This window comes from Clostridium sp. CMCC3677 (assembly GCF_023845585.1).
GTDB lineage: Bacteria > Bacillota > Clostridia > Clostridiales > Clostridiaceae > Clostridium > Clostridium aquiflavi.
Genome location: NZ_JAMQHS010000004.1, coordinates 153,131 through 172,592, shown reverse-complemented (window position 1 = coordinate 172,592; position 19,462 = coordinate 153,131). Strand labels below are relative to the sequence as shown.

Sequence of the window (19,462 nt, the reverse complement as noted above, 5' to 3'; positions counted from 1 at the left end):
ATGTTAGACTAAAATCAACAAGACATGAGAGAAAATTCATTAAATTAAGAATTTTCTAAAAAAAGATTATATTCTGTTTGTATAATCAGAGATTATTGTGAGGTTAACAAGGAGGATAAGAAATGTCATCTCTATTAAATAAAACAAGAAGACTAAATAAAATCTTGCAAAAGACAGGGACTGAGCCAGTTGCTTTTCAAGATATATGTACACTTTTAAGCGAAGTTCTTGAATGTAATGCTTATATAGTAAGCAAAAGAGGTAAAGTTTTAGGATATACTTTTTCTCCAGGCTTTGAATGTGAAGCTATGAAAAAGAAAGTTATAGAAGATAAAAAATTTCCGGAAGATTATAATCTTACCCTTTTAGAAAGTAATGAAACATTAGCAAACTTATATAATCAAGGTAGATGTGTATTTGCAGAAATTGGTGATTGTAAGGCAAAAGATAAAATTTCAACTATAATTCCAATAATAGGTAGTAGAGAAAGATTAGGTACATTAATATTAGCTAGATTTGGAAAAGAATTTACTGATGATGATTTAGTTTTAGTTGAGTATAGTGCAACAATAGTTGGAATGGAAATGCTTAGAGCAATGCAAGAAGATTTAGCAGAGCAAACTAGGAAAAAAGCTGTTGTTCAATTAGCTATAGGAACTCTTTCTTATTCTGAATTAGAAGCAGTAGAACATATTTTTGAAGAATTAAATGGAAATGAAGGCTTATTAGTTGCTTCTAAAATTGCTGATAAAGTAGGAATAACCAGAAGTGTTATAGTAAATGCTTTAAGGAAATTTGAAAGTGCTGGTGTTATTGAATCTAGATCGTTAGGCATGAAAGGTACTTATATTAGAGTATTAAACGAAAAATTATTAGATGAATTAAAAAAAATAAAATAGTAGTTTTATTTCAAAATTAGACGAGCTATAAATAGAAGAAACCAAGAAATTTGGTTTCTTCTATTTATTTTTAGAGAAAAAGTAATTTTTTTGTTGATAGGTTAAATACCTTATGTTATACTGTTTAAGGTAACAAAATACACACATCATCCAATTTGTAAATTAGGTGCCCTATTAAGGGATTATTTGCAAGAAGAAGATGATGGAGGTAAAAACCAAGGAGGTAACAAAATGTCAGTAATATCAATGAAACAATTATTAGAAGCAGGTGTACACTTTGGACACCAAACAAGAAGATGGAACCCTAAGATGGCTCCTTACATTTTCACAGAAAGAAATGGTATATATATCATAGACCTTCAAAAAACAGTTAGAAAAGCTGAAGAAGCTTATAACTTCATTAAAGAAGTAGCTACAGAAGGAAAAGATATATTATTCGTTGGAACAAAGAAACAAGCTCAAGAAGCTATCAAAGATGAAGCAATAAGAAGCAGCATGCACTTTGTAAACAATAGATGGTTAGGTGGAATGTTAACAAACTTCTCTACTATCAAGAAAAGAATAAGAAGACTTTCTGAAATAGAAACAATGCAAGAAGATGGAACATTTGATGTTCTTCCAAAGAAGGAAGTTATCAAATTAAAGGGTGAATTAGAAAAATTAGAAAAAAATCTTGGTGGTATCAAAAACTTAGATTGTGACAACATAGGTGCTATGTTCGTAGTTGATCCAAGAAAAGAAAAGAATGCTATATCAGAAGCTAAGATTCTTGGAATCCCTGTAGTTGCTATAGTAGATACTAACTGTGATCCAGAAGAAGTTGATTACGTAATTCCTGGTAATGATGATGCTATAAGAGCTGTTAAATTAATAACTGCTAAAATGGCTGATGCTATCATGGAAGGAAGACAAGGCGAAGAATTAGCTGAATAGTTTATATATACTATTTTAATAGAAGACAAAACAATTTTGTTTTGTCTTCTAACTTAGAAGCCATAATTATTAAAAATTTAATACTTTATATTAAGTTTTTAATAATTCTTCTAAATAGTTAATTTATTATGAATATAATAGATTAATAAAATGCAATATATAATCGAGGAGGAATTTAATAATGATATCTGCAAAATCAGTTAAAGAATTAAGAGAAAGAACTGGCGCAGGAATGATGGACTGCAAAAAAGCATTAACAGAAACAGATGGTGACATCGAAAAAGCTGTTGAAGTATTAAGAGAAAAAGGACTTGCGGCTGCAGCTAAGAAATCAGGAAGAGTTGCTGCTGAAGGTTTAGTTAAAACATATATTTCAGAAGATAAAAAGAGCGGAGCTATCGTTGAACTTAACTGTGAAACAGATTTCGTTGCAGCAAATGAAGATTTCATTGCTTTTGCTGAAGCTTTAGCTAAAATAGCAACATCAACAAATGTTACAACAGTAGAAGAATTTGTTAATGAAAAATTTGACGGAGAAGCTACAATACAAGAAGCTTTAACAGGATTAATCGCTAGACTTGGTGAAAACATGACTGTTAGAAGATTTGTTAAATTTGCAGTAGATAATGGAGTAGTTAAAAGCTATATCCATGGTGGTGGAAGAATTGGTGTTTTAGTAGAAGTAGCTTGTGATGTAGAGTCACCAGCTGTTGAAGAAGTTGCAAAAGAACTTTGTATGCAAATAGCTGCTGCAAACCCATTATTCTTATCTAAAGAAGAAGTTGATCAAGATTCTATAGAAAAAGAAAAAGAAATCTATAGAGTTCAAGCTTTAAATGAAGGAAAGCCAGAAAAGATAGTTGAAAAGATGGTTATGGGAAGAATCCAAAAGTACTACAAAGAAGTTTGTCTTCTTGAACAACTTTGGGTTAAAGATGGCGATAAGACTATAACTAAGTTTATAGATGAAAAAGCTAAAGAAGCTGGTTCTGCAATCAAAGTAAATAGATTCGTAAGATTCGAAAGAGGCGAAGGAATCGAAAAAGTTGAAGAAAACTTTGCAGAAGAAGTTGCTAAACAATTAGGAAAATAGTAAAATATAAAAAACTAAAGAGGACACTCTGTGTTCTCTTTTTTTAAAGAAAATAATAGAATATAAGGCATTGTTTTCTTCTAATGCCACATTTAGGAGGTAGTTTTAAATGACAAATTGTAAATATAAAAGAGTAATTTTAAAACTTTCAGGTGAAGCTTTAGCTGGAGTAAGTGGTTTTGGACTTGACTTTAATGTAGCTAAAAGAATAGCTCTAGAAATTAAAGAACTAGTTGATATGGGAGTAGAAGTTGGAACAGTTGTAGGTGGAGGAAATATCTGGCGTGGAAGAAGCGGCGAAGGTATGGATAGAACAACAGCTGATTACATGGGAATGATGGCTACTTGTATAAATGCATTAGCACTACAAGATTCTTTAGAACAAGTAGGCGTAAAAACTAGAGTTCAAACTGCTATAGAAATGAAAGAAGTTGCAGAACCTTTTATTAGAAGAAGAGCAATGAGACACTTAGAAAAAGGTAGAGTTGTTATTTTTGCAGCAGGAACAGGAAATCCATATTTCTCAACTGATACTACTGCAGCTTTAAGAGCAGCAGAAATAGAAGCAGAAGTAATACTTCTAGCAAAAAAAGTTGATGGAGTTTATGATAAAGATCCTATGAAGTTTCCAGAAGCAAAAAAATATGATACACTATCATATATAGATGTTTTAGATCAAGGATTACAAGTTATGGATTCTACAGCAACTTCATTATGCATGGATAATAATATTCCAATACTTGTATTTGGTTTAGATGAGCCAGGTAATATTAAAAGAGCAATAACTGGCGAAAATATCGGAACATTAGTAACTAAAAAATAGGAGGATAATCATGATTAAGGACATCATTAAGAATGCAGAAGAAAAAATGCAAAAAACTGTAACTGTATTAAAATCAGAGTTAGGAACTATGAAAGCAGGAAGAGCTAATCCAAGTATGCTTGATAAAATTCAAATCGATTATTATGGAAGCATGTGCCCATTATCACAAGCAGCAAATATTTCTTCACCTGAACCAAGAGTATTAATGATAACACCTTGGGAAAAGCAATTATTAAAAGAAATTGAAAAAGCGATTTTAAAATCGGACTTAGGTTTAAATCCTTCAAATGATGGTTCAATAATAAGATTAGTTATTCCAGAATTAACAGAAGAAACAAGAAAGGATCTTGTTAAAAAAGTTAAAAAAACTGGGGAAGAATCTAAAGTAGCAATTAGATCAATTAGAAGAGATGCTAATGATAAAATTAAAGCATTAAAGAAAGATGGAGACGTATCTGAAGACCAAATTAAAAAAGGCGAAGATGATGTTCAAAAGAAGACAGATGCTATTATAAAAGATATAGACAAGATAATAGTTGATAAAGAAAAAGAGATTCTAGCTATTTAATCTCAAAACCTGCTATTTAGCAGGTTTTTTTCCTTAATTTGTTCATTTAATTGATATTTAAGCTGATTTATATTATAAACAGAGAGAGGGGATGGGAAATTTGTTAAGTATATTTAAGTCAAAAAAAGATTCGACAAATGAAGTTGTACTAGATATGAATAAAATACCGCAGCACATTGCAATAATAATGGATGGAAACGGTCGTTGGGCTAAAAAAAGAAAATTACCAAGAAGTATGGGACATAAAGCAGGCGTTGAAACAATAAGAAAAATTGTAAAAGAGTCTAAAAGATTAGGAATAAAATATTTAACTTTATATGCTTTCTCAACTGAAAATTGGAAAAGACCTAAAGAAGAAGTAGGTGCATTAATGCAGCTACTAGTAGTTTATCTTAAGCGAGAAGTTGCAGAACTTAACAAAAATGGTGTTAAAATCAATGTATTGGGTGATATGTTAAAATTCCCAGCAGAATGTAAGGAAGAATTAAATAAAGCTATAGAAATAACAAATAATAATACTGAAATAAATTTAAATCTGGCACTAAATTATGGTGGTAGAGATGAATTAGTTAGAGCTATGAAATTAATTATAGATGATTTAGAAGACGATAAAATAAAAAAAGAAGATATTAGTGAAGATTTGATATCAAATTACATATATACTAAAGGAATGCCTGACCCAGATTTGATTATTAGACCTTCTGGTGAACAAAGAATTAGTAACTTTTTATTATGGCAATGTGCTTATTCAGAATTTTGGTATTCAGATATAGCTTGGCCAGATTTTAAAGAAGAAGATTTACAAAAAGCCATATTGGACTATCAAAATAGAGATAGAAGATTTGGTGGAGTAAAGTAAAGGGGTGACTGTTTTTGAAATCTAATAATAGATACTTAGGTGCACTTATGATTGCTCCATTTATAATATTTATTTTTCTTGGAGGAATTTATCTTAAATCATTTGTTATTTTATTATCAGCAATGGGACTTTGGGAATTCTACAATGCTTTAAAAAAGAAGGACTTTAATCCAATATCAGTTTTTGGATATGCATTATTAATTATGTATTATTTTTTAAATAATGATTTTAATATAATGATGTATGTAGTAGTTCTTGCCATGTTTATATTGTTGATTATTCCAGTAATAAATTTAGATTATACATTTATAGATGTTTCTTTAACATTTTTAGGTTTTATATATGCTGGTATTTTATTTAGCTTTGTATATTTAGTTAATGCAAAACATCATGGAGAATTTTTAGTTTGGCTTATATTTATAGGATCATGGATGACAGATACAAGTGCATATTACTCAGGAAAATTTTTAGGTAAACATAAACTTTGTCCAAAGGTTTCTCCAAAGAAAACAATTGAAGGATCTATCGGAGGTCTTTTAGGCGCAATTTTATGTTGTGGTATATTTGGAATTATAGTTAATAAATATGTATATGTCATGCCTTTATATCATTATTTTATTATAGGAGCTTTGTGTGGTGTGTTTAGCCAGTTTGGAGACTTAGTAGCCTCTTCAATAAAAAGATATGTAGGAATAAAAGATTACAGCAATTTAATACCTGGTCATGGTGGAATATTAGACAGATTTGATAGTATAATTTTTTCATCAACAGTTGTATTTTATTACTTAAATTTTATAGTTGGAATTTAATATTTATTAAAAAATCTGTAGATTTAAATTTAAGTCTGCAGATTTTTTTTGTTGTAAAATTTAAAAATATAGATTTTGTTAAAGATAAATAATAATTAAATTGTTACTTAGGGCATATATTATAAAAAGTGATTTTAGGGTGGTGTATAGTATTTTTGAGAAATATAAAAAAATAATATCTTTAACAGTATTACTTTTTATAATAGTTATAATTACATATATTATAAAATATTATTTTAAACCTTTTTTAGCAATGATATTTATATCCATAATAGCTGCTCCACTATATAAGCTTATGATAAAATTAAATATTCCATATAAGATTTCAGGAGCTCTAAGTATTGTTTTAGTTAATATACTTTTAATATTGATTATATTATATTTAGGAAATGAAATATTCAATGTATTTCAAAAGATATATTTGAGTAATGTAAACACAATAAATAGAATTATACAAGATATTTCATTAGAACTTGATTTGCAATTAAAAAAGCTTGATTTGGGTAAGAGTGTAATATCCATAATAAATCAAGAAAGTATAAGAAGAGGGGCACTAACTACAGGTGAAGGAATAATAGCTTATTTTATAGGAAATATATGTGCTTTCTTTATATTAGTAGATGGGGAAAAAATAAAAAGTTTAGTTTTAATGTTATTTCCAAGTGAAATGATTAAAAAAATAAAAAAACAAAAAGAAAATTTTAGTCAAATGTGTTTGATAGAAATAAGTTTAGTTTTGATATCAACACTTGAGATTATAGGAGGATTCTTTATATTAAATGTATCTAATTATTTTATATTAGGAATACTTTGTGGTATTTTAGATGTGTTACCTTATGTAGGAACTATAATTGTATTTATTCCAATTATAATATACAATATTGTAATGAAAGATTATCTTACTGCATTTGGACTTATGTGTTTATATATATTAGTTCAAGTCATAAGAGAAATTTTAGAAGCAAAATTTTTAAGTGATAAACTAGATATACATCCTTTAATTGTATTAATTTCTATATATATTGGGGTAGAAGTATTTGGGATTTTAGGAATACTAGTTGGACCTATGTACAGTATTTTGGCAAAAGAAATAGTATATAGTTCTAGTTAAACAATTTATAAAAATTAGTAGCATTTTATAATGTACTTTAGGAGGAAAGAAATGAAAAAGCTATCTATATTAGGGGTTACAGGTTCAATAGGAACTCAAGCCTTAGATGTAATAAAAAAATCAAATGGAGAATTAAAATTAATTGGAGCAACCGCTAATTCTTCAGTAAATAAAATGATTGAAATTATTGAAGAATTTAATCCTAAATATGTAGGTATGATGGATAAGACTTCTGCAGAGAAATTAGAAAAATACTGCAAAGAAAGAAATAAGCCAACAATAGTTTTATCTCAAATGAAGGGTCTTAATAAAATAGCATCTCTAGAAGAAATTGACATAGTTTTGACATCTTTAGTTGGTATGATAGGCTTAGAGCCAACATTAGAAGCGATAAAGGCAAAAAAAGATATAGCACTTGCAAATAAAGAGACATTAGTTGTTGCAGGTGAACTTGTTATGAGTGAAGCTAAAAAAAATAATGTTAAAATACTTCCTGTTGATTCAGAGCACAGTGCTATTTATCAATCTTTAAGAGGAAATGATTTAAATACTTTAAATAAAATAATACTTACAGCATCAGGTGGACCTTTCAGAGGTAAGAAATTATGTGATTTAAATGATATAAGTGTCGATGATGCTTTAAATCATCCTAAGTGGAATATGGGAAGAAAGATTTCTATTGACTCAGCTACTTTAATGAACAAAGGTCTTGAAGTAATAGAGGCACATTGGCTTTTTGAGTGTGATTATGATAATATACAAGTTGTTATTCATCCTCAAAGCATAGTACATTCTATGGTTGAATATTGTGATGGAAGTATAATAGCACAACTTGGAGCAGCAGATATGAGACTGCCAATACAATATGCTCTTAATTATACAGAAAGAAAAAATTTAATAGCAAAAACATTAGATTTTTATGAAGTATCACAGTTAACTTTTGAAAAACCGGATTTAGAAACTTTTAAGCCATTAAAATTAGCGTTTAAAGCAGGTAAACAAGGTGGACTTATGCCAACTATATTAAATGGTGCTAATGAAGCGGCAGTAGCATTATTTTTAGACGAAAAAATTGAGTTTTTAGATATTTTTAATATTATAGAAAATTGTATGAATGCATTTGAAGAAGAAAGTAAAAAGCCTTTAACTTTAGAGAATATAATTAAAATAGATAGAAAAGTTAAAAAATATGTAGTAGATATGAAATAGGAAAGGATGAAAAAATATGAATCTAGTAGCTATATTAGGGGCTATTTTAGCGTTTAGTGTTTTAATAATTGTACATGAACTTGGCCATTTTACATTAGCAAAATTAAATGGAGTAAGAGTAGAGGAATTTGCTATAGGAATGGGCCCTAAGGTGATTTCTAAAAAAGGAAAAGAAACAACATATTCATTACGTCTATTTCCTATTGGTGGTTTTGTAAATATGATGGGTGAAGAAGAGGCAGTTCAAGATGAGAGGAGTTTTTCAGAAAAATCGCCTCTTAGAAGGATAAGTATTATAATAGCTGGAGCTGCAATGAATTATATATTGGCAATAGTAATATTTGCGTGTATTGCAGGAAAATTTGGATACAAAGTGCCAGAGATAGCAACTGTTCTTCCGGATCATCCAGCAATAGAAGCAGGCTTACAAGAAGGCGATAAATTTTTAAAAATAGATGGTTCACGAGTTTTTACAGCGGATGATATTAGAGTTGGAATAATTATGGCAAAAGGTGAGCCTGTTGATCTTACAGTAAAAAGAGGAGAAGAAATTAAAAATTTAACTATAACGCCAAAATTAAATAAAGAAAATGAATATATCGTAGGTATAGGTTTTGGAGTAGAAACTAATCCAAGTATAGGTGCTAGCTTGAAACATAGTGTTAATCAAACAGCTTCTTTAGTGTCTCAAACATTTAAAGGTCTTAAAATGATATTTACAGGAAAATCAAATTTAAAGACAGATGTGGGAGGTCCACTTACAATAATTAAAATGTCAGCTAAAACTGCTGAAAGTGGTATTTGGGATCTAATGTATTTTGTTGGTTTTATAAGTGTTAGTTTAGCTGTGTTTAATATGTTACCATTCCCAGCTTTAGATGGAGGTTGGACAGTAATACTATTAATTGAATTAATAACAAGAAGAAAAGTTCCAAATAAGATAGTTGAAAATTTAAATTATGTAGGATTTATGTTACTTATAGGTCTTATGATTTTAGTAACTATTAAAGATATCATATTCCCTGTTAAGTTTTAGGAGATGAAAATATGGAAAGAAGAATTTCAAAGAAAGTTAAAGTCGGAAATACTTATGTTGGTGGAGATGCACCAATAACTATTCAATCAATGACTACTACTGATACAAGAAATGTGGAAGATACATTAAATCAAATAAATGAACTGTACAAAGTTGGCTGTGATATAGTGAGATGTGCAGTATTAGATATGGATGCAGCAAAAGCACTAAAGGAAATAACAACTAAATCACCGATACCAGTAGTTGCAGATATACATTTTGATTATAGATTAGCAGTTGAATCAATAGAAAGTGGTGTATCTGCTTTAAGAATTAATCCAGGCAATATTGGAAGTGAAGAAAAAGTAAAGATAGTTGCAGAAAAATGTAAAGAAAAAAACATACCTATAAGAATAGGTGTTAACTCTGGATCTTTAGAAAAAGATATATTAGAAAGAGATGGAAAACCTACAGCACAAGGTTTAGTTGAAAGTGCTCTAAGACATGTTAAGATTTTAGAAAAATTAGATTTTAACGATATAGTTATTTCAATAAAATCATCAGATGTAAGGATGATGATAGATTGTTATAGATTAATAGGAGATAAATGTGATTATCCTCTTCATTTAGGGGTTACAGAATCAGGAACTGTAACTAAAGGTACAATTAAATCAAGCATAGGTATAGGAACTCTTTTAGCTGAGGGAATAGGTGATACTATAAGAGTGTCTTTAACTAGTGATCCTGTTGATGAAATTAAAGTTGCAATAGAAATACTTAAGTCATTAGGATTAAAAAAAGGTGGAGTAAACTTTGTATCTTGTCCTACATGTGGAAGAACTCAAATTAATCTTATTAAGATAGCAAATGAAGTTGAAAAAAGATTAGAAAATTGCAATAAAGATATTAAAGTTGCTGTTATGGGATGCGTTGTAAATGGTCCTGGAGAAGCAAGAGAAGCAGATATTGGAATTGCTGGAGGTAAAGGTGAAGGAATCATCTTTAAAAAAGGCGAAATAATTAAAAAAGTTAAAGAAGAAGAGTTAATAAATGCTTTGATGGAAGAAATAAATAATATTTAGTTTAGAAGATAAAAAGGATATTTTGTGATTTATAAATTAAGCATTATAATATAAGAATAAGTATAGGGGGATGAAAATCCCTCTATTTATTCTTTAGAGAGGAGAGTGGTTCTTATTAGTCAAGACTTTATAAAACAATTAACAAAAGAAATTAATAAGAATGAAATTTTAGAAAATAAAGAAATAAGACTATTAAGATTTCAGTTTTATAAAAAAAGTCAAATATTAAAAATAGTGCTGAAATCATTAGAATCACTTACAAGTCAAGAAGAAGAATATTTGAAAAAGTTAATTATAGATAATTTAGGATTTAATATAGATATAGAATTTTTGTGTTATCTAGATGTTAGTAATACATCATTAGAAGAAATTAATTCAAAATATTGGATTAATATTGCAGAAGAAATAGCAAAAAAATACCCTCTATGTCGTTCTATATTATATTCCAAGAACAGAAAAGTTGATGAAAAAGTTATAAATATATATTCAGGAAATGAAACTTTAATAAATCATGCTTTAAATAAGAAAATAGATAAATTACTTCAGAATAATATAAAAGATATTTTTAGTATTTCAACAAAAGTTAATTTTAGTTTTGATTCAAAATTAATGATTGGTGAAGAATATGAAGCAAGTAAAAAAGAAGAAAATATTAAAATAATAAAAGAAGTTATGAGTAATAGAACTATAAGTTCAGATGGTTCTAGTTCAAAAGTATCTAAATCACAAAAATCCGGTGAAAATAATTATAGAAAAAATGATAATAAGCCAAATTATGCTTCTTACAAGAAAGAACCAAAGGATGAAAATACTATTCTTGGAAGAGGTATAAGGATGGAATCTACACCTATAAAAGATATAGATGAAACAACTGGATATGTAGCTATTATAGGTGAAATTTTCAAAACAGATATTATAGAAACTAAAACAGGAAAAACAATATTAACTTTTTATATTACAGACTATACAAGTTCTATCACTGTAAAGTGTTTCTTAAAACCTCAAGAAAAAGAAGCGGTATTGGATGAAGTCAAAAAAGGACTTTATTGTAAAGTTAGAGGTGAAGCTGTATTTGATACTTATGCAAGAGAAGTAGTAATAATGGGTAGAGATATAGCTAGAATGAAAAAAATTGATAGAATGGATGGAGCTCAGGAAAAGAGAATAGAACTTCATCTTCATACTAATATGAGTAGTATGGACGGTATTACATCTGCATCTAAAATAATAGAGACTGCTGCAAAATGGGGGCATGAAGCAATTGCAATAACGGATCATGGTGTAGTTCAGGCATATCCAGAAGCACAACTTGCTTCTAAAAAAAATAAAATAAAGATATTGTATGGAGTTGAAGGTTATTTAGTTAATAATGGGGTTCCTCTTGTAATAAATGAAAAAGGTTATACATTGGATGATACATTTGTTGTTTTTGATTTAGAAACAACCGGATTTTCTCCTGTTAATGATAAAATAATAGAAATTGGAGCAGTTAAGATTAAAAATGGTGAAATTATAGATAAATTTAGCTGTTTTGTTAATCCAAAAAGAGATATTCCATATAAAATCACACAACTTACAAGCATTGATAATAATATGGTTAAAGATGCAGACATAATAGAAAATATACTTCCGAAATTTATGGAGTTTTGTGAAGATACTGTAGTAGTTGCACATAATGCAGCATTTGATACGGGTTTTATAAAAAAGAATTGCAGAGATTTAAATATAAGGTTTGATCTTCCAATATTGGATACAGTTACATTATGTAGATTTTTATATCCTGAATTAAAAAAGGTTAAACTAAATATAGTTGCTAAATTCTTGGGAATTTCTCTTGAAAATCATCATAGAGCAGTAGATGATGCAAAAGCAACAGCAGATATACTTTTAAAATCTTTTGAGAAAATAGAAGAGGATTTTGAAATAAATGATTTGAAATCTTTAAATGATTTGTTTTTATCAAAAGTGGATATAAGAAAGCAACCAACTTATCATATTATTATTTTAGCTAAGACGCAAGCAGGATTAAAAAATTTATATAAATTAGTATCTAAATCTCATATAGATAATTTCTTTAGAAGGCCAAGAACACCAAAGACTCTACTTTCTGAATTTAGAGAAGGCTTAATTATAGGGTCTGCATGTGAAGCAGGAGAAGTATATAAAGCTGTATTAGAAGGACGAAGTGATGATGAAATAAAAGAAATTATAGAATTTTATGATTACGTTGAAATTCAACCTATAGCTAATAATAATTTCCTTATTGCAAAAGGGTCAGTTAAAGATGAAGAAGAATTAAGAGAGATTAATAGAAAAATATATAGATTGGGTAAGGAATGCAATAAACCTACTGTTGCTACGGGAGATGTACATTTCTTAAATCCTAATGATGAAGCTTTTAGAAGAATAATTATGGCAGGGCAAGGCTTTTCTGACGCAGATAATCAGCCACCACTTTATTTAAAAACAACAGAAGAAATGTTAAAAGAATTTTCTTATTTAGGAAAAGATATCGCAAAAGAAGTTGTTATTGATAATCCTAAAAAAATATCTGATAGTATAGATGTGTTAAAGCCAATACCAGATGAAACATATCCACCTAAAATTGAAGGTGCAGAAGAAGATATAAAGAATATGACATTGAATAAAGCTCATGCTATTTATGGAGAAGTTCTTCCAGAGGTAGTTCAAAAAAGACTAGATAAAGAACTTAACTCTATAATAAACAATGGATATGCCGTATTATATCTAATAGCTCAAAAACTAGTTGCTAAATCTACGGAAGATGGTTATTTGGTTGGTTCAAGAGGATCCGTTGGGTCTTCATTTGTAGCAACTATGTCTGATATCACTGAAGTTAATGGATTGCCACCGCATTATGTATGTCCTAAGTGTAAGAAATCAGAATTCTTTTTAGATGGTTCAATAAGTTCAGGGGCAGATTTACCAGATAAAAATTGTCCTGATTGTGATGTACCATATATAAAAGATGGTCATGATATACCGTTTGAAACCTTCTTAGGGTTTGAAGGAGATAAAGAACCTGATATTGACCTTAACTTTTCAGGAGAGTATCAAGGGGTAGTACATAGGTATACAGAAGTACTATTTGGTAAGGGTCATACATTTAAAGCAGGAACAATTGGAACAATAGCAGAAAAAACAGCTTATGGATATGTAAAAAAATATTTAGATGAAAGAGAAATTATAACCTCTTCAGCTGAAATAGAAAGACTTACACTTGGTTGTACAGGAATAAAAAGAACTACAGGACAACATCCAGGTGGAATAATGGTTGTACCAGCTGATAATGAAATTTATAATTTTTGTCCTATACAACATCCAGCTGATGATAATGATACAGATGTTGTAACAACACATTTTGATTATCATTCAATAAGTGGTAGATTATTAAAATTAGATATACTTGGACATGATGATCCTACTGTTCTTAGAATGTTACAAGATTTAACAGGACTTGATCCGAAAACAATACCTTTAAATGATGAAAAAGTTCTTAGTCTTTTTACATCACCAGAAGCATTAGGCGTTACAAAAGAGGAACTAGAATGTGAAGTTGGAAGTTATGGACTACCTGAATTTGGTACCAAATTTGTAAGAGGGATGCTTGTTGATACACAGCCTAAGACTTTTGCAGATTTAGTAAGAATATCAGGACTTTCCCATGGTACAGATGTTTGGCTTAATAATGCTCAATATTATATAAAAGAAGGCTTTACTACATTAAGAGATTGTATAGCAACAAGAGATGATATTATGGTTTACTTAATGTATAAAGGACTACCACCAAAGAATGCATTTACAATAATGGAAAAAGTAAGAAAAGGAAAAGGTCTTTCAGAAGATGATGAAAAACTTATGAAAGAACATGAAGTACCAGAATGGTATATTGGATCATGTAAAAAGATAAAATATATGTTCCCTAAAGGTCATGCTGTTGCATATGTAATGATGGCTGTTAGAATAGCATATTACAAGGTATATTATCCAGAAGCATATTATGCAACGTATTTTACAGTTAGAGCTGATGATTTTGATGCGAACTTAGTGTGTCTTGGAGACGGTGCTGTGCATACAAAACTTCAAGAATTATATGAGCTTGGAAATAATGCAAGTGTAAAAGACAAAGGATTAATAACTGTATTAGAATTATGTTTTGAGGCTTATAAAAGAGGCGTGAAATTCTTACGAGTAGATTTATATAAATCAGAAGGAATAAAATTTAAAATTGAAGATGGAGCACTTCGTTTACCATTGAATTCTTTGCCTGGAGTTGCGGATAATGCAGCCAAAAATATAGTTGAAGCAAGAGTAAAAGGTGAATTTATATCTAAAGAAGATTTAAGAATAAGAGCAGGGGTTTCAAAAACTGTTATAGAAAGTTTAAGCAGTCATGGATGCTTAGATGGTTTATCAGAAACGAATCAATTATCTTTATTCTAGAAATACTAAGACTTAAAAATATACCTTTAGCATAAAACAAAAGAATGAATTAATATCTAAATTCAAGCTTTTATTTATAACTCTTGTATTTATCTATTATTTATGATATTATGTACTTAGTTTTTAATGTCAATAGGCTATAAAAGTGGAGTGGGAAATTACCCGCTCTTTCTATTTGTAACGCAACTACTTTAATATAGTTGCGTTTTTGATTATGATTTTATAATTAAAAACGAATGCATTAATTTTAAAACTGAATATAGCAGAGGAGGTTTCATAAATTTGAGAAAAGATATGTTACTTGAAAAAGTAGAAGAATTAGTTAAACCAATAGTAGAAGAATTATCATATGAGTTATACTATTTGGAATATGTAAAAGAAAATGGCGAATATTATTTAAGAATTTATATTGATAAAGAAGAAGATAGTATATCACTAAACGATTGCGAAAAAGTTTCAAGAAGAGTTAGTGAAATACTAGACGTTGAAGATCCAATTGAAGATTCATACTATTTAGAAGTTTCTTCACCAGGATTAAATAGAGGACTTTATAAAGAAGAACATTTTAAAAAGTTTATTGGAAGAGAAGTTTTAGTAAGATTTAATGGATCTTTAGAAGGTATGAAGAAAATACAAGGTATATTAAAAGAAGCTGACAATGAGTTTATAACAGTTCAGGGAGAAAAAGAATTAAAAATTCCAACTGAAAAAATAAAAGGTGCAAACTTAGAGGGAGAAATATAAATAAGGAGGAGATTAAAATGAATGAAGAGTTTGTAGGGGCTCTTAAAGAGATAGTAAAGGAAAAAGGAATATCAGAAGATTTACTTTTTACTACTATTGAAGATGCAATGGTTGCTGCGTATAAAAAGAATTATGCAAATTTAAATACATCAGCACAAAATGTTAAGATAAGTATAAATAGAGAAAATGGGGAAATTCACGTATATGCTCAAAAAATGGTTGTTGATGAGGTTTATGATGAAGTAACAGAAATTTCATTAGAAGAAGCCAAAGCAATTAACCCTAAGTATGAAGTTGATGATATTGTGGATTTAGAAGTAACTCCTAAAAACTTTGGAAGAGTAGCAGCTCAACTTGCTAAACAAGTAGTTACACAAAGAATTAAAGAAGCTGAAAGAAATATAATTTATAGTGAATATAAAGAAAAAGAATTTGATATAATAACAGGTACTATATTAAGAAAAGATAAAGGTATGGTTTTTGTTAGTTTGGGCAAGATTGAAGGTATAATAGGTCCTAATGAACAAATGTCAAATGAAGACTATAGATTTAATGAAAAATTAAAACTATATATAGTTGAAGTTAAAAATACTTCAAAAGGAGCTCAAGTTCATGTCTCAAGAACACATCCAGGTTTAGTTAAGAGATTATTTGAATTAGAAGTTCCAGAAATATTTAATGGTGTAGTTGAAATTAAGAGTATTTCAAGAGAAGCAGGATCAAGAAGTAAGATAGCAGTGTATTCTAACGATGAAGAAGTAGATGCAATGGGAGCTTGTGTAGGTCCTAAAGGTGTTAGAGTTCAAAATATAGTAAATGAACTTAAAAATGAAAAAATAGATATAATAAAATGGAGTAAAGATCCAGCAGAATTTATTTCTAATGCATTAAGTCCAGCAAAAGTAATAAGTTCAGAAATAAATGAAGATAGCAAATCAGCTAAAATAGTAGTTGCTGATGATCAACTTTCATTGGCTATTGGTAAAGAAGGCCAAAATGTAAGACTTGCAGCAAAACTTACTAATTGGAAAATAGATATAAAAAGCAAGTCACAACAAGAAGCTTTAGAAGCAGAAGAAGAAAAGGCTATAGATCAAGATGTAGATATGTCAGAAGAAACTATAGAAAATGTGGCTGGATTAGATCTTAAATGTGAAGATATAGAAGAATAGGAGAGGTGTTTTTAATGAAAGTTAAGAAAATTCCTCTAAGAATGTGCACTGGTTGCATGGAAATGAAACCTAAGAAAGAACTAATAAGAATAGTTAAAAGCCCAGAAGGTGATATATCAGTTGATCTAACTGGTAAAAAATCAGGAAGAGGTGCTTACATTTGTAGAGATATAGAATGTTTTGAAAAAGCATTTAAAGCTAAAAGATTAAGTAGAAACTTAGATAGCTCTATAAGTGAACAAATATATGAAAGACTAAAGGATGAAATAGAAAATGAATAAGTTCTATAATTTTTTAGGTATTGCCAAAAAATCAGGAAATTTGTTAGAGGGTTATAGTAAATGTGACGATTTAAGAAATAAACTTGATATTTATTTGTTTATAATATCTAATGATTTATCACAGTCTTCAAAAGAAAAATTTATAAAACATTGTGTTCAAAGAAATATACCATATATTAATAGTTTCTCCAAAGAAGAATTAGGAAGTCCTATTGGTCGTGATCAAATTATGATACTAGGAATCCTAGATAAAAATATGGCAAAAAAATTGCTTGAAATATATGAGGAGGAGAAACAATATATGAGTAGATAATAATAACGGGGGTGACTTTATGTCAAAAATAAGAGTATACGAATTAGCAAAAGAACTTAATGTAAGTTCAAAAGATTTAATAACATTATTAATGGATGAGTTTGGTGTGGAAGTTAAAAATCATATGAGTGCTATTGAGGATGAAGAAGCTCAATTAATAAAAGAATTATTAGCAACTAAACCAGAATATGCTGAAGGAAGTTCAGAAGAAGCAAAAAGTTTAGTTGATGAATATGAAGAAATTCTACAAAACGAGCTTAACAAAGCTAAAAAGAAAAAGAAAAAGAATAAAAGAGAAGATAAAGACGATGAAAATGAAGAACTTGAGACTGAAGTAATTGAAATTGGAGAAACTATTACAGTTAAGGAATTAGCTGAAAAATTAAATAAACCTTCAAATGATGTTATCAGAACATTAATTTTCTCAGGAGTTATGGCAGCAATAAATCAAGAAATAGATTTCGCAACAGCTGAAAAAGTATGTGAAAGCTATGGTGTAATACTAGAAAAGTTAGAAGTTACAGAAGAACTTGAAGCAGTAGAAGTTGAAGAAGATGATGAAGAAAATCTTGCAAAAAGACCACCAATAGTAACTGTTATGGGTCATGTTGACCACGGTAAAACATCGTTACTTGATGCTATAAGAAAAGCAAAAGTTACTGATACAGAAGCAGGTGGTATAACTCAACATATAGGAGCTTATACTATAAATATAAATGGTGAAGAAATTACATTCTTAGATACTCCAGGCCATGAAGCTTTTACAGCAATGAGAGCACGTGGAGCACAAGTAACAGATGTAGTTATATTAGTTGTTGCAGCTGATGATGGAATTATGCCTCAAACTAAAGAAGCAATTAATCACTGTAAAGCTGCTGGCGTACCTATGGTTGTTGCTATAAATAAAATTGATAAACCAGGTGCAAATCCAGATAGAGTTAAACAAGAATTAACAGAACATGGATTAGTAGTAGAAGAGTGGGGCGGAGACGTTATATGTGAAGAAGTATCTGCAAAGAGTAATTTAAATATTGATAAACTACTTGAAATGGTATTACTTACAGCTGAAATGCTTGAACTTAAAGCTAACAAAGAAAGAAAAGCAAAAGGAACAGTAATCGAAGCTAAGCTTGATAAAGGTAGAGGTCCAGTTGCTACATTATTAGTTCAAAATGGTACTTTACATGTTGGTGACGCAATTATTGTAGGATCTACATATGGTAGAATAAGAGCAATGTTTGATGATACAGGTAAAAAAATCAAATCTGCTGGTCCATCAATTCCAGTTGAAGTTTTAGGTCTTTCAGAAGTTCCAGAAGCTGGAGATAGATTTAATCAAGTAAAAGATGAAAAAACAGCTAGAATAATGGCAGATAAGAGAAAAGATAAAGAAAAATCTGACTCATTAATGAGTGGTAATAGAGTTTCTTTAGAAGATTTATATAGTCAAATTAAAGAAGGAAAAGTTAAAGAACTTGGTATAATAGTAAAAGCCGATGTTCAAGGATCAGTTCAAGCTATTAATCAATCACTAGAAAAACTTTCAACAGATGATGTTAAAGTAAGAGTAATTCATGGTGGTGTTGGTGCAATAACAGAAACTGACATAACTTTAGCAACTGCTTCAAATGCAATAGTTATTGGATTTAATGTAAGACCTGATAATAATGCAGTAGCACAAGCTGATAAAGAAAATGTAGAGATAAAAACTTATAGAATAATTTATGATGCTATAGAAGATGTTAAATCAGCTATGATAGGAATGCTTGAACCAGAATATAAAGAAGTTATTTTAGGATCAGCAGAAGTAAGAGAAACTTATAAGATTTCAAATGTTGGAACAATTGCTGGTTGTTATGTACTAAATGGTAAGCTTCAAAGAAATGCTGAAACAAGAGTTATAAGAGATGGTATAGTTATTTTTGAATCAAGCTTATCATCATTAAAGAGATTTAAAGATGACGTTAAAGAAGTTAATACTGGATATGAATGTGGATTGACAGTAGAAAAATTCAATGACGTTAAAGAAGGCGATATCCTTGAATGCTTTATGATGGAGGCAATCAAGAGAAAAGAGCTATAAAGAG

At 29.2% G+C, this 19,462-nt stretch carries 17 protein-coding genes; all 17 read left to right on the top strand.

From position 1 onward, the window contains the following. Nucleotides 1-122 precede the first annotated feature (122 nt). Nucleotides 123-899, top strand: a complete 777-nt coding sequence (codY, locus tag NG901_RS06175; protein ID WP_252212866.1) for a GTP-sensing pleiotropic transcriptional regulator CodY — start codon at nt 123-125, stop codon at nt 897-899. Between the two features lie 231 nt (nt 900-1,130). Continuing rightward, a complete protein-coding gene (gene rpsB, locus NG901_RS06170) occupies nt 1,131-1,832 on the top strand; it encodes a 30S ribosomal protein S2 (protein ID WP_252212865.1) in 702 nt (233 codons plus the stop codon). 181 nt (nt 1,833-2,013) lie between these two features. After that, nucleotides 2,014-2,925 carry a translation elongation factor Ts gene (tsf, locus tag NG901_RS06165; protein ID WP_252212864.1) on the top strand — a complete coding sequence of 304 codons (912 nt, stop codon included), beginning with the start codon at nt 2,014-2,016 and terminating at the stop codon, nt 2,923-2,925. Between the two features lie 109 nt (nt 2,926-3,034). Continuing rightward, a complete protein-coding gene (pyrH, locus tag NG901_RS06160; RefSeq protein ID WP_012425060.1) occupies nt 3,035-3,748 on the top strand; it encodes a UMP kinase in 714 nt (237 codons plus the stop codon). A 10-nt stretch (nt 3,749-3,758) separates the two neighbouring features. Then, complete coding sequence (gene frr / locus NG901_RS06155; protein WP_252212863.1) at nt 3,759-4,316, top strand: ribosome recycling factor; 558 nt, start codon at nt 3,759-3,761, stop codon at nt 4,314-4,316. A 100-nt stretch (nt 4,317-4,416) separates the two neighbouring features. Next, nucleotides 4,417-5,175 carry an undecaprenyl pyrophosphate synthase gene (gene uppS / locus NG901_RS06150; RefSeq protein WP_286673995.1) on the top strand — a complete coding sequence of 253 codons (759 nt, stop codon included), beginning with the start codon at nt 4,417-4,419 and terminating at the stop codon, nt 5,173-5,175. Nucleotides 5,176-5,189: 14 nt separating this feature from the next. Next, on the top strand, nt 5,190-5,984 hold the full coding sequence (locus NG901_RS06145) for a phosphatidate cytidylyltransferase (RefSeq protein ID WP_252212861.1): 795 nt from the start codon (nt 5,190-5,192) through the stop codon (nt 5,982-5,984). Between the two features lie 142 nt (nt 5,985-6,126). Continuing rightward, complete coding sequence (locus tag NG901_RS06140; protein ID WP_252212860.1) at nt 6,127-7,095, top strand: AI-2E family transporter; 969 nt, start codon at nt 6,127-6,129, stop codon at nt 7,093-7,095. A 51-nt stretch (nt 7,096-7,146) separates the two neighbouring features. Further along, nucleotides 7,147-8,304: a 1-deoxy-D-xylulose-5-phosphate reductoisomerase gene (gene dxr / locus NG901_RS06135; protein WP_252212859.1), complete on the top strand. Its 1,158-nt coding sequence runs from the start codon at nt 7,147-7,149 to the stop codon at nt 8,302-8,304. 16 nt (nt 8,305-8,320) lie between these two features. Next, nucleotides 8,321-9,340 carry a M50 family metallopeptidase gene (locus NG901_RS06130; protein ID WP_252212858.1) on the top strand — a complete coding sequence of 340 codons (1,020 nt, stop codon included), beginning with the start codon at nt 8,321-8,323 and terminating at the stop codon, nt 9,338-9,340. Between the two features lie 11 nt (nt 9,341-9,351). Further along, nucleotides 9,352-10,401, top strand: coding sequence for a flavodoxin-dependent (E)-4-hydroxy-3-methylbut-2-enyl-diphosphate synthase (ispG, locus tag NG901_RS06125; RefSeq protein WP_252212857.1), 1,050 nt, complete (start codon nt 9,352-9,354; stop codon nt 10,399-10,401). 105 nt (nt 10,402-10,506) lie between these two features. Continuing rightward, nucleotides 10,507-14,865 carry a PolC-type DNA polymerase III gene (locus NG901_RS06120; RefSeq protein WP_502800120.1) on the top strand — a complete coding sequence of 1,453 codons (4,359 nt, stop codon included), beginning with the start codon at nt 10,507-10,509 and terminating at the stop codon, nt 14,863-14,865. Between the two features lie 282 nt (nt 14,866-15,147). After that, nucleotides 15,148-15,609: a ribosome maturation factor RimP gene (gene rimP / locus NG901_RS06115; RefSeq protein ID WP_252212856.1), complete on the top strand. Its 462-nt coding sequence runs from the start codon at nt 15,148-15,150 to the stop codon at nt 15,607-15,609. A 17-nt stretch (nt 15,610-15,626) separates the two neighbouring features. After that, nucleotides 15,627-16,781, top strand: a complete 1,155-nt coding sequence (gene nusA / locus NG901_RS06110; protein ID WP_252212855.1) for a transcription termination factor NusA — start codon at nt 15,627-15,629, stop codon at nt 16,779-16,781. 14 nt (nt 16,782-16,795) lie between these two features. Further along, nucleotides 16,796-17,062: an RNase P modulator RnpM gene (gene rnpM, locus NG901_RS06105; RefSeq protein ID WP_252212854.1), complete on the top strand. Its 267-nt coding sequence runs from the start codon at nt 16,796-16,798 to the stop codon at nt 17,060-17,062. After that, nucleotides 17,055-17,375 (top strand): ribosomal L7Ae/L30e/S12e/Gadd45 family protein, encoded by a 321-nt coding sequence (locus tag NG901_RS06100; protein ID WP_252212853.1) that lies wholly within the window; start codon nt 17,055-17,057, stop codon nt 17,373-17,375. Before rnpM ends, NG901_RS06100 begins: the two co-directional genes overlap by 8 nt. Before the next feature lie 19 nt (nt 17,376-17,394). Next, complete coding sequence (gene infB / locus NG901_RS06095; protein WP_252212852.1) at nt 17,395-19,458, top strand: translation initiation factor IF-2; 2,064 nt, start codon at nt 17,395-17,397, stop codon at nt 19,456-19,458. Nucleotides 19,459-19,462: the final 4 nt, after the last annotated feature.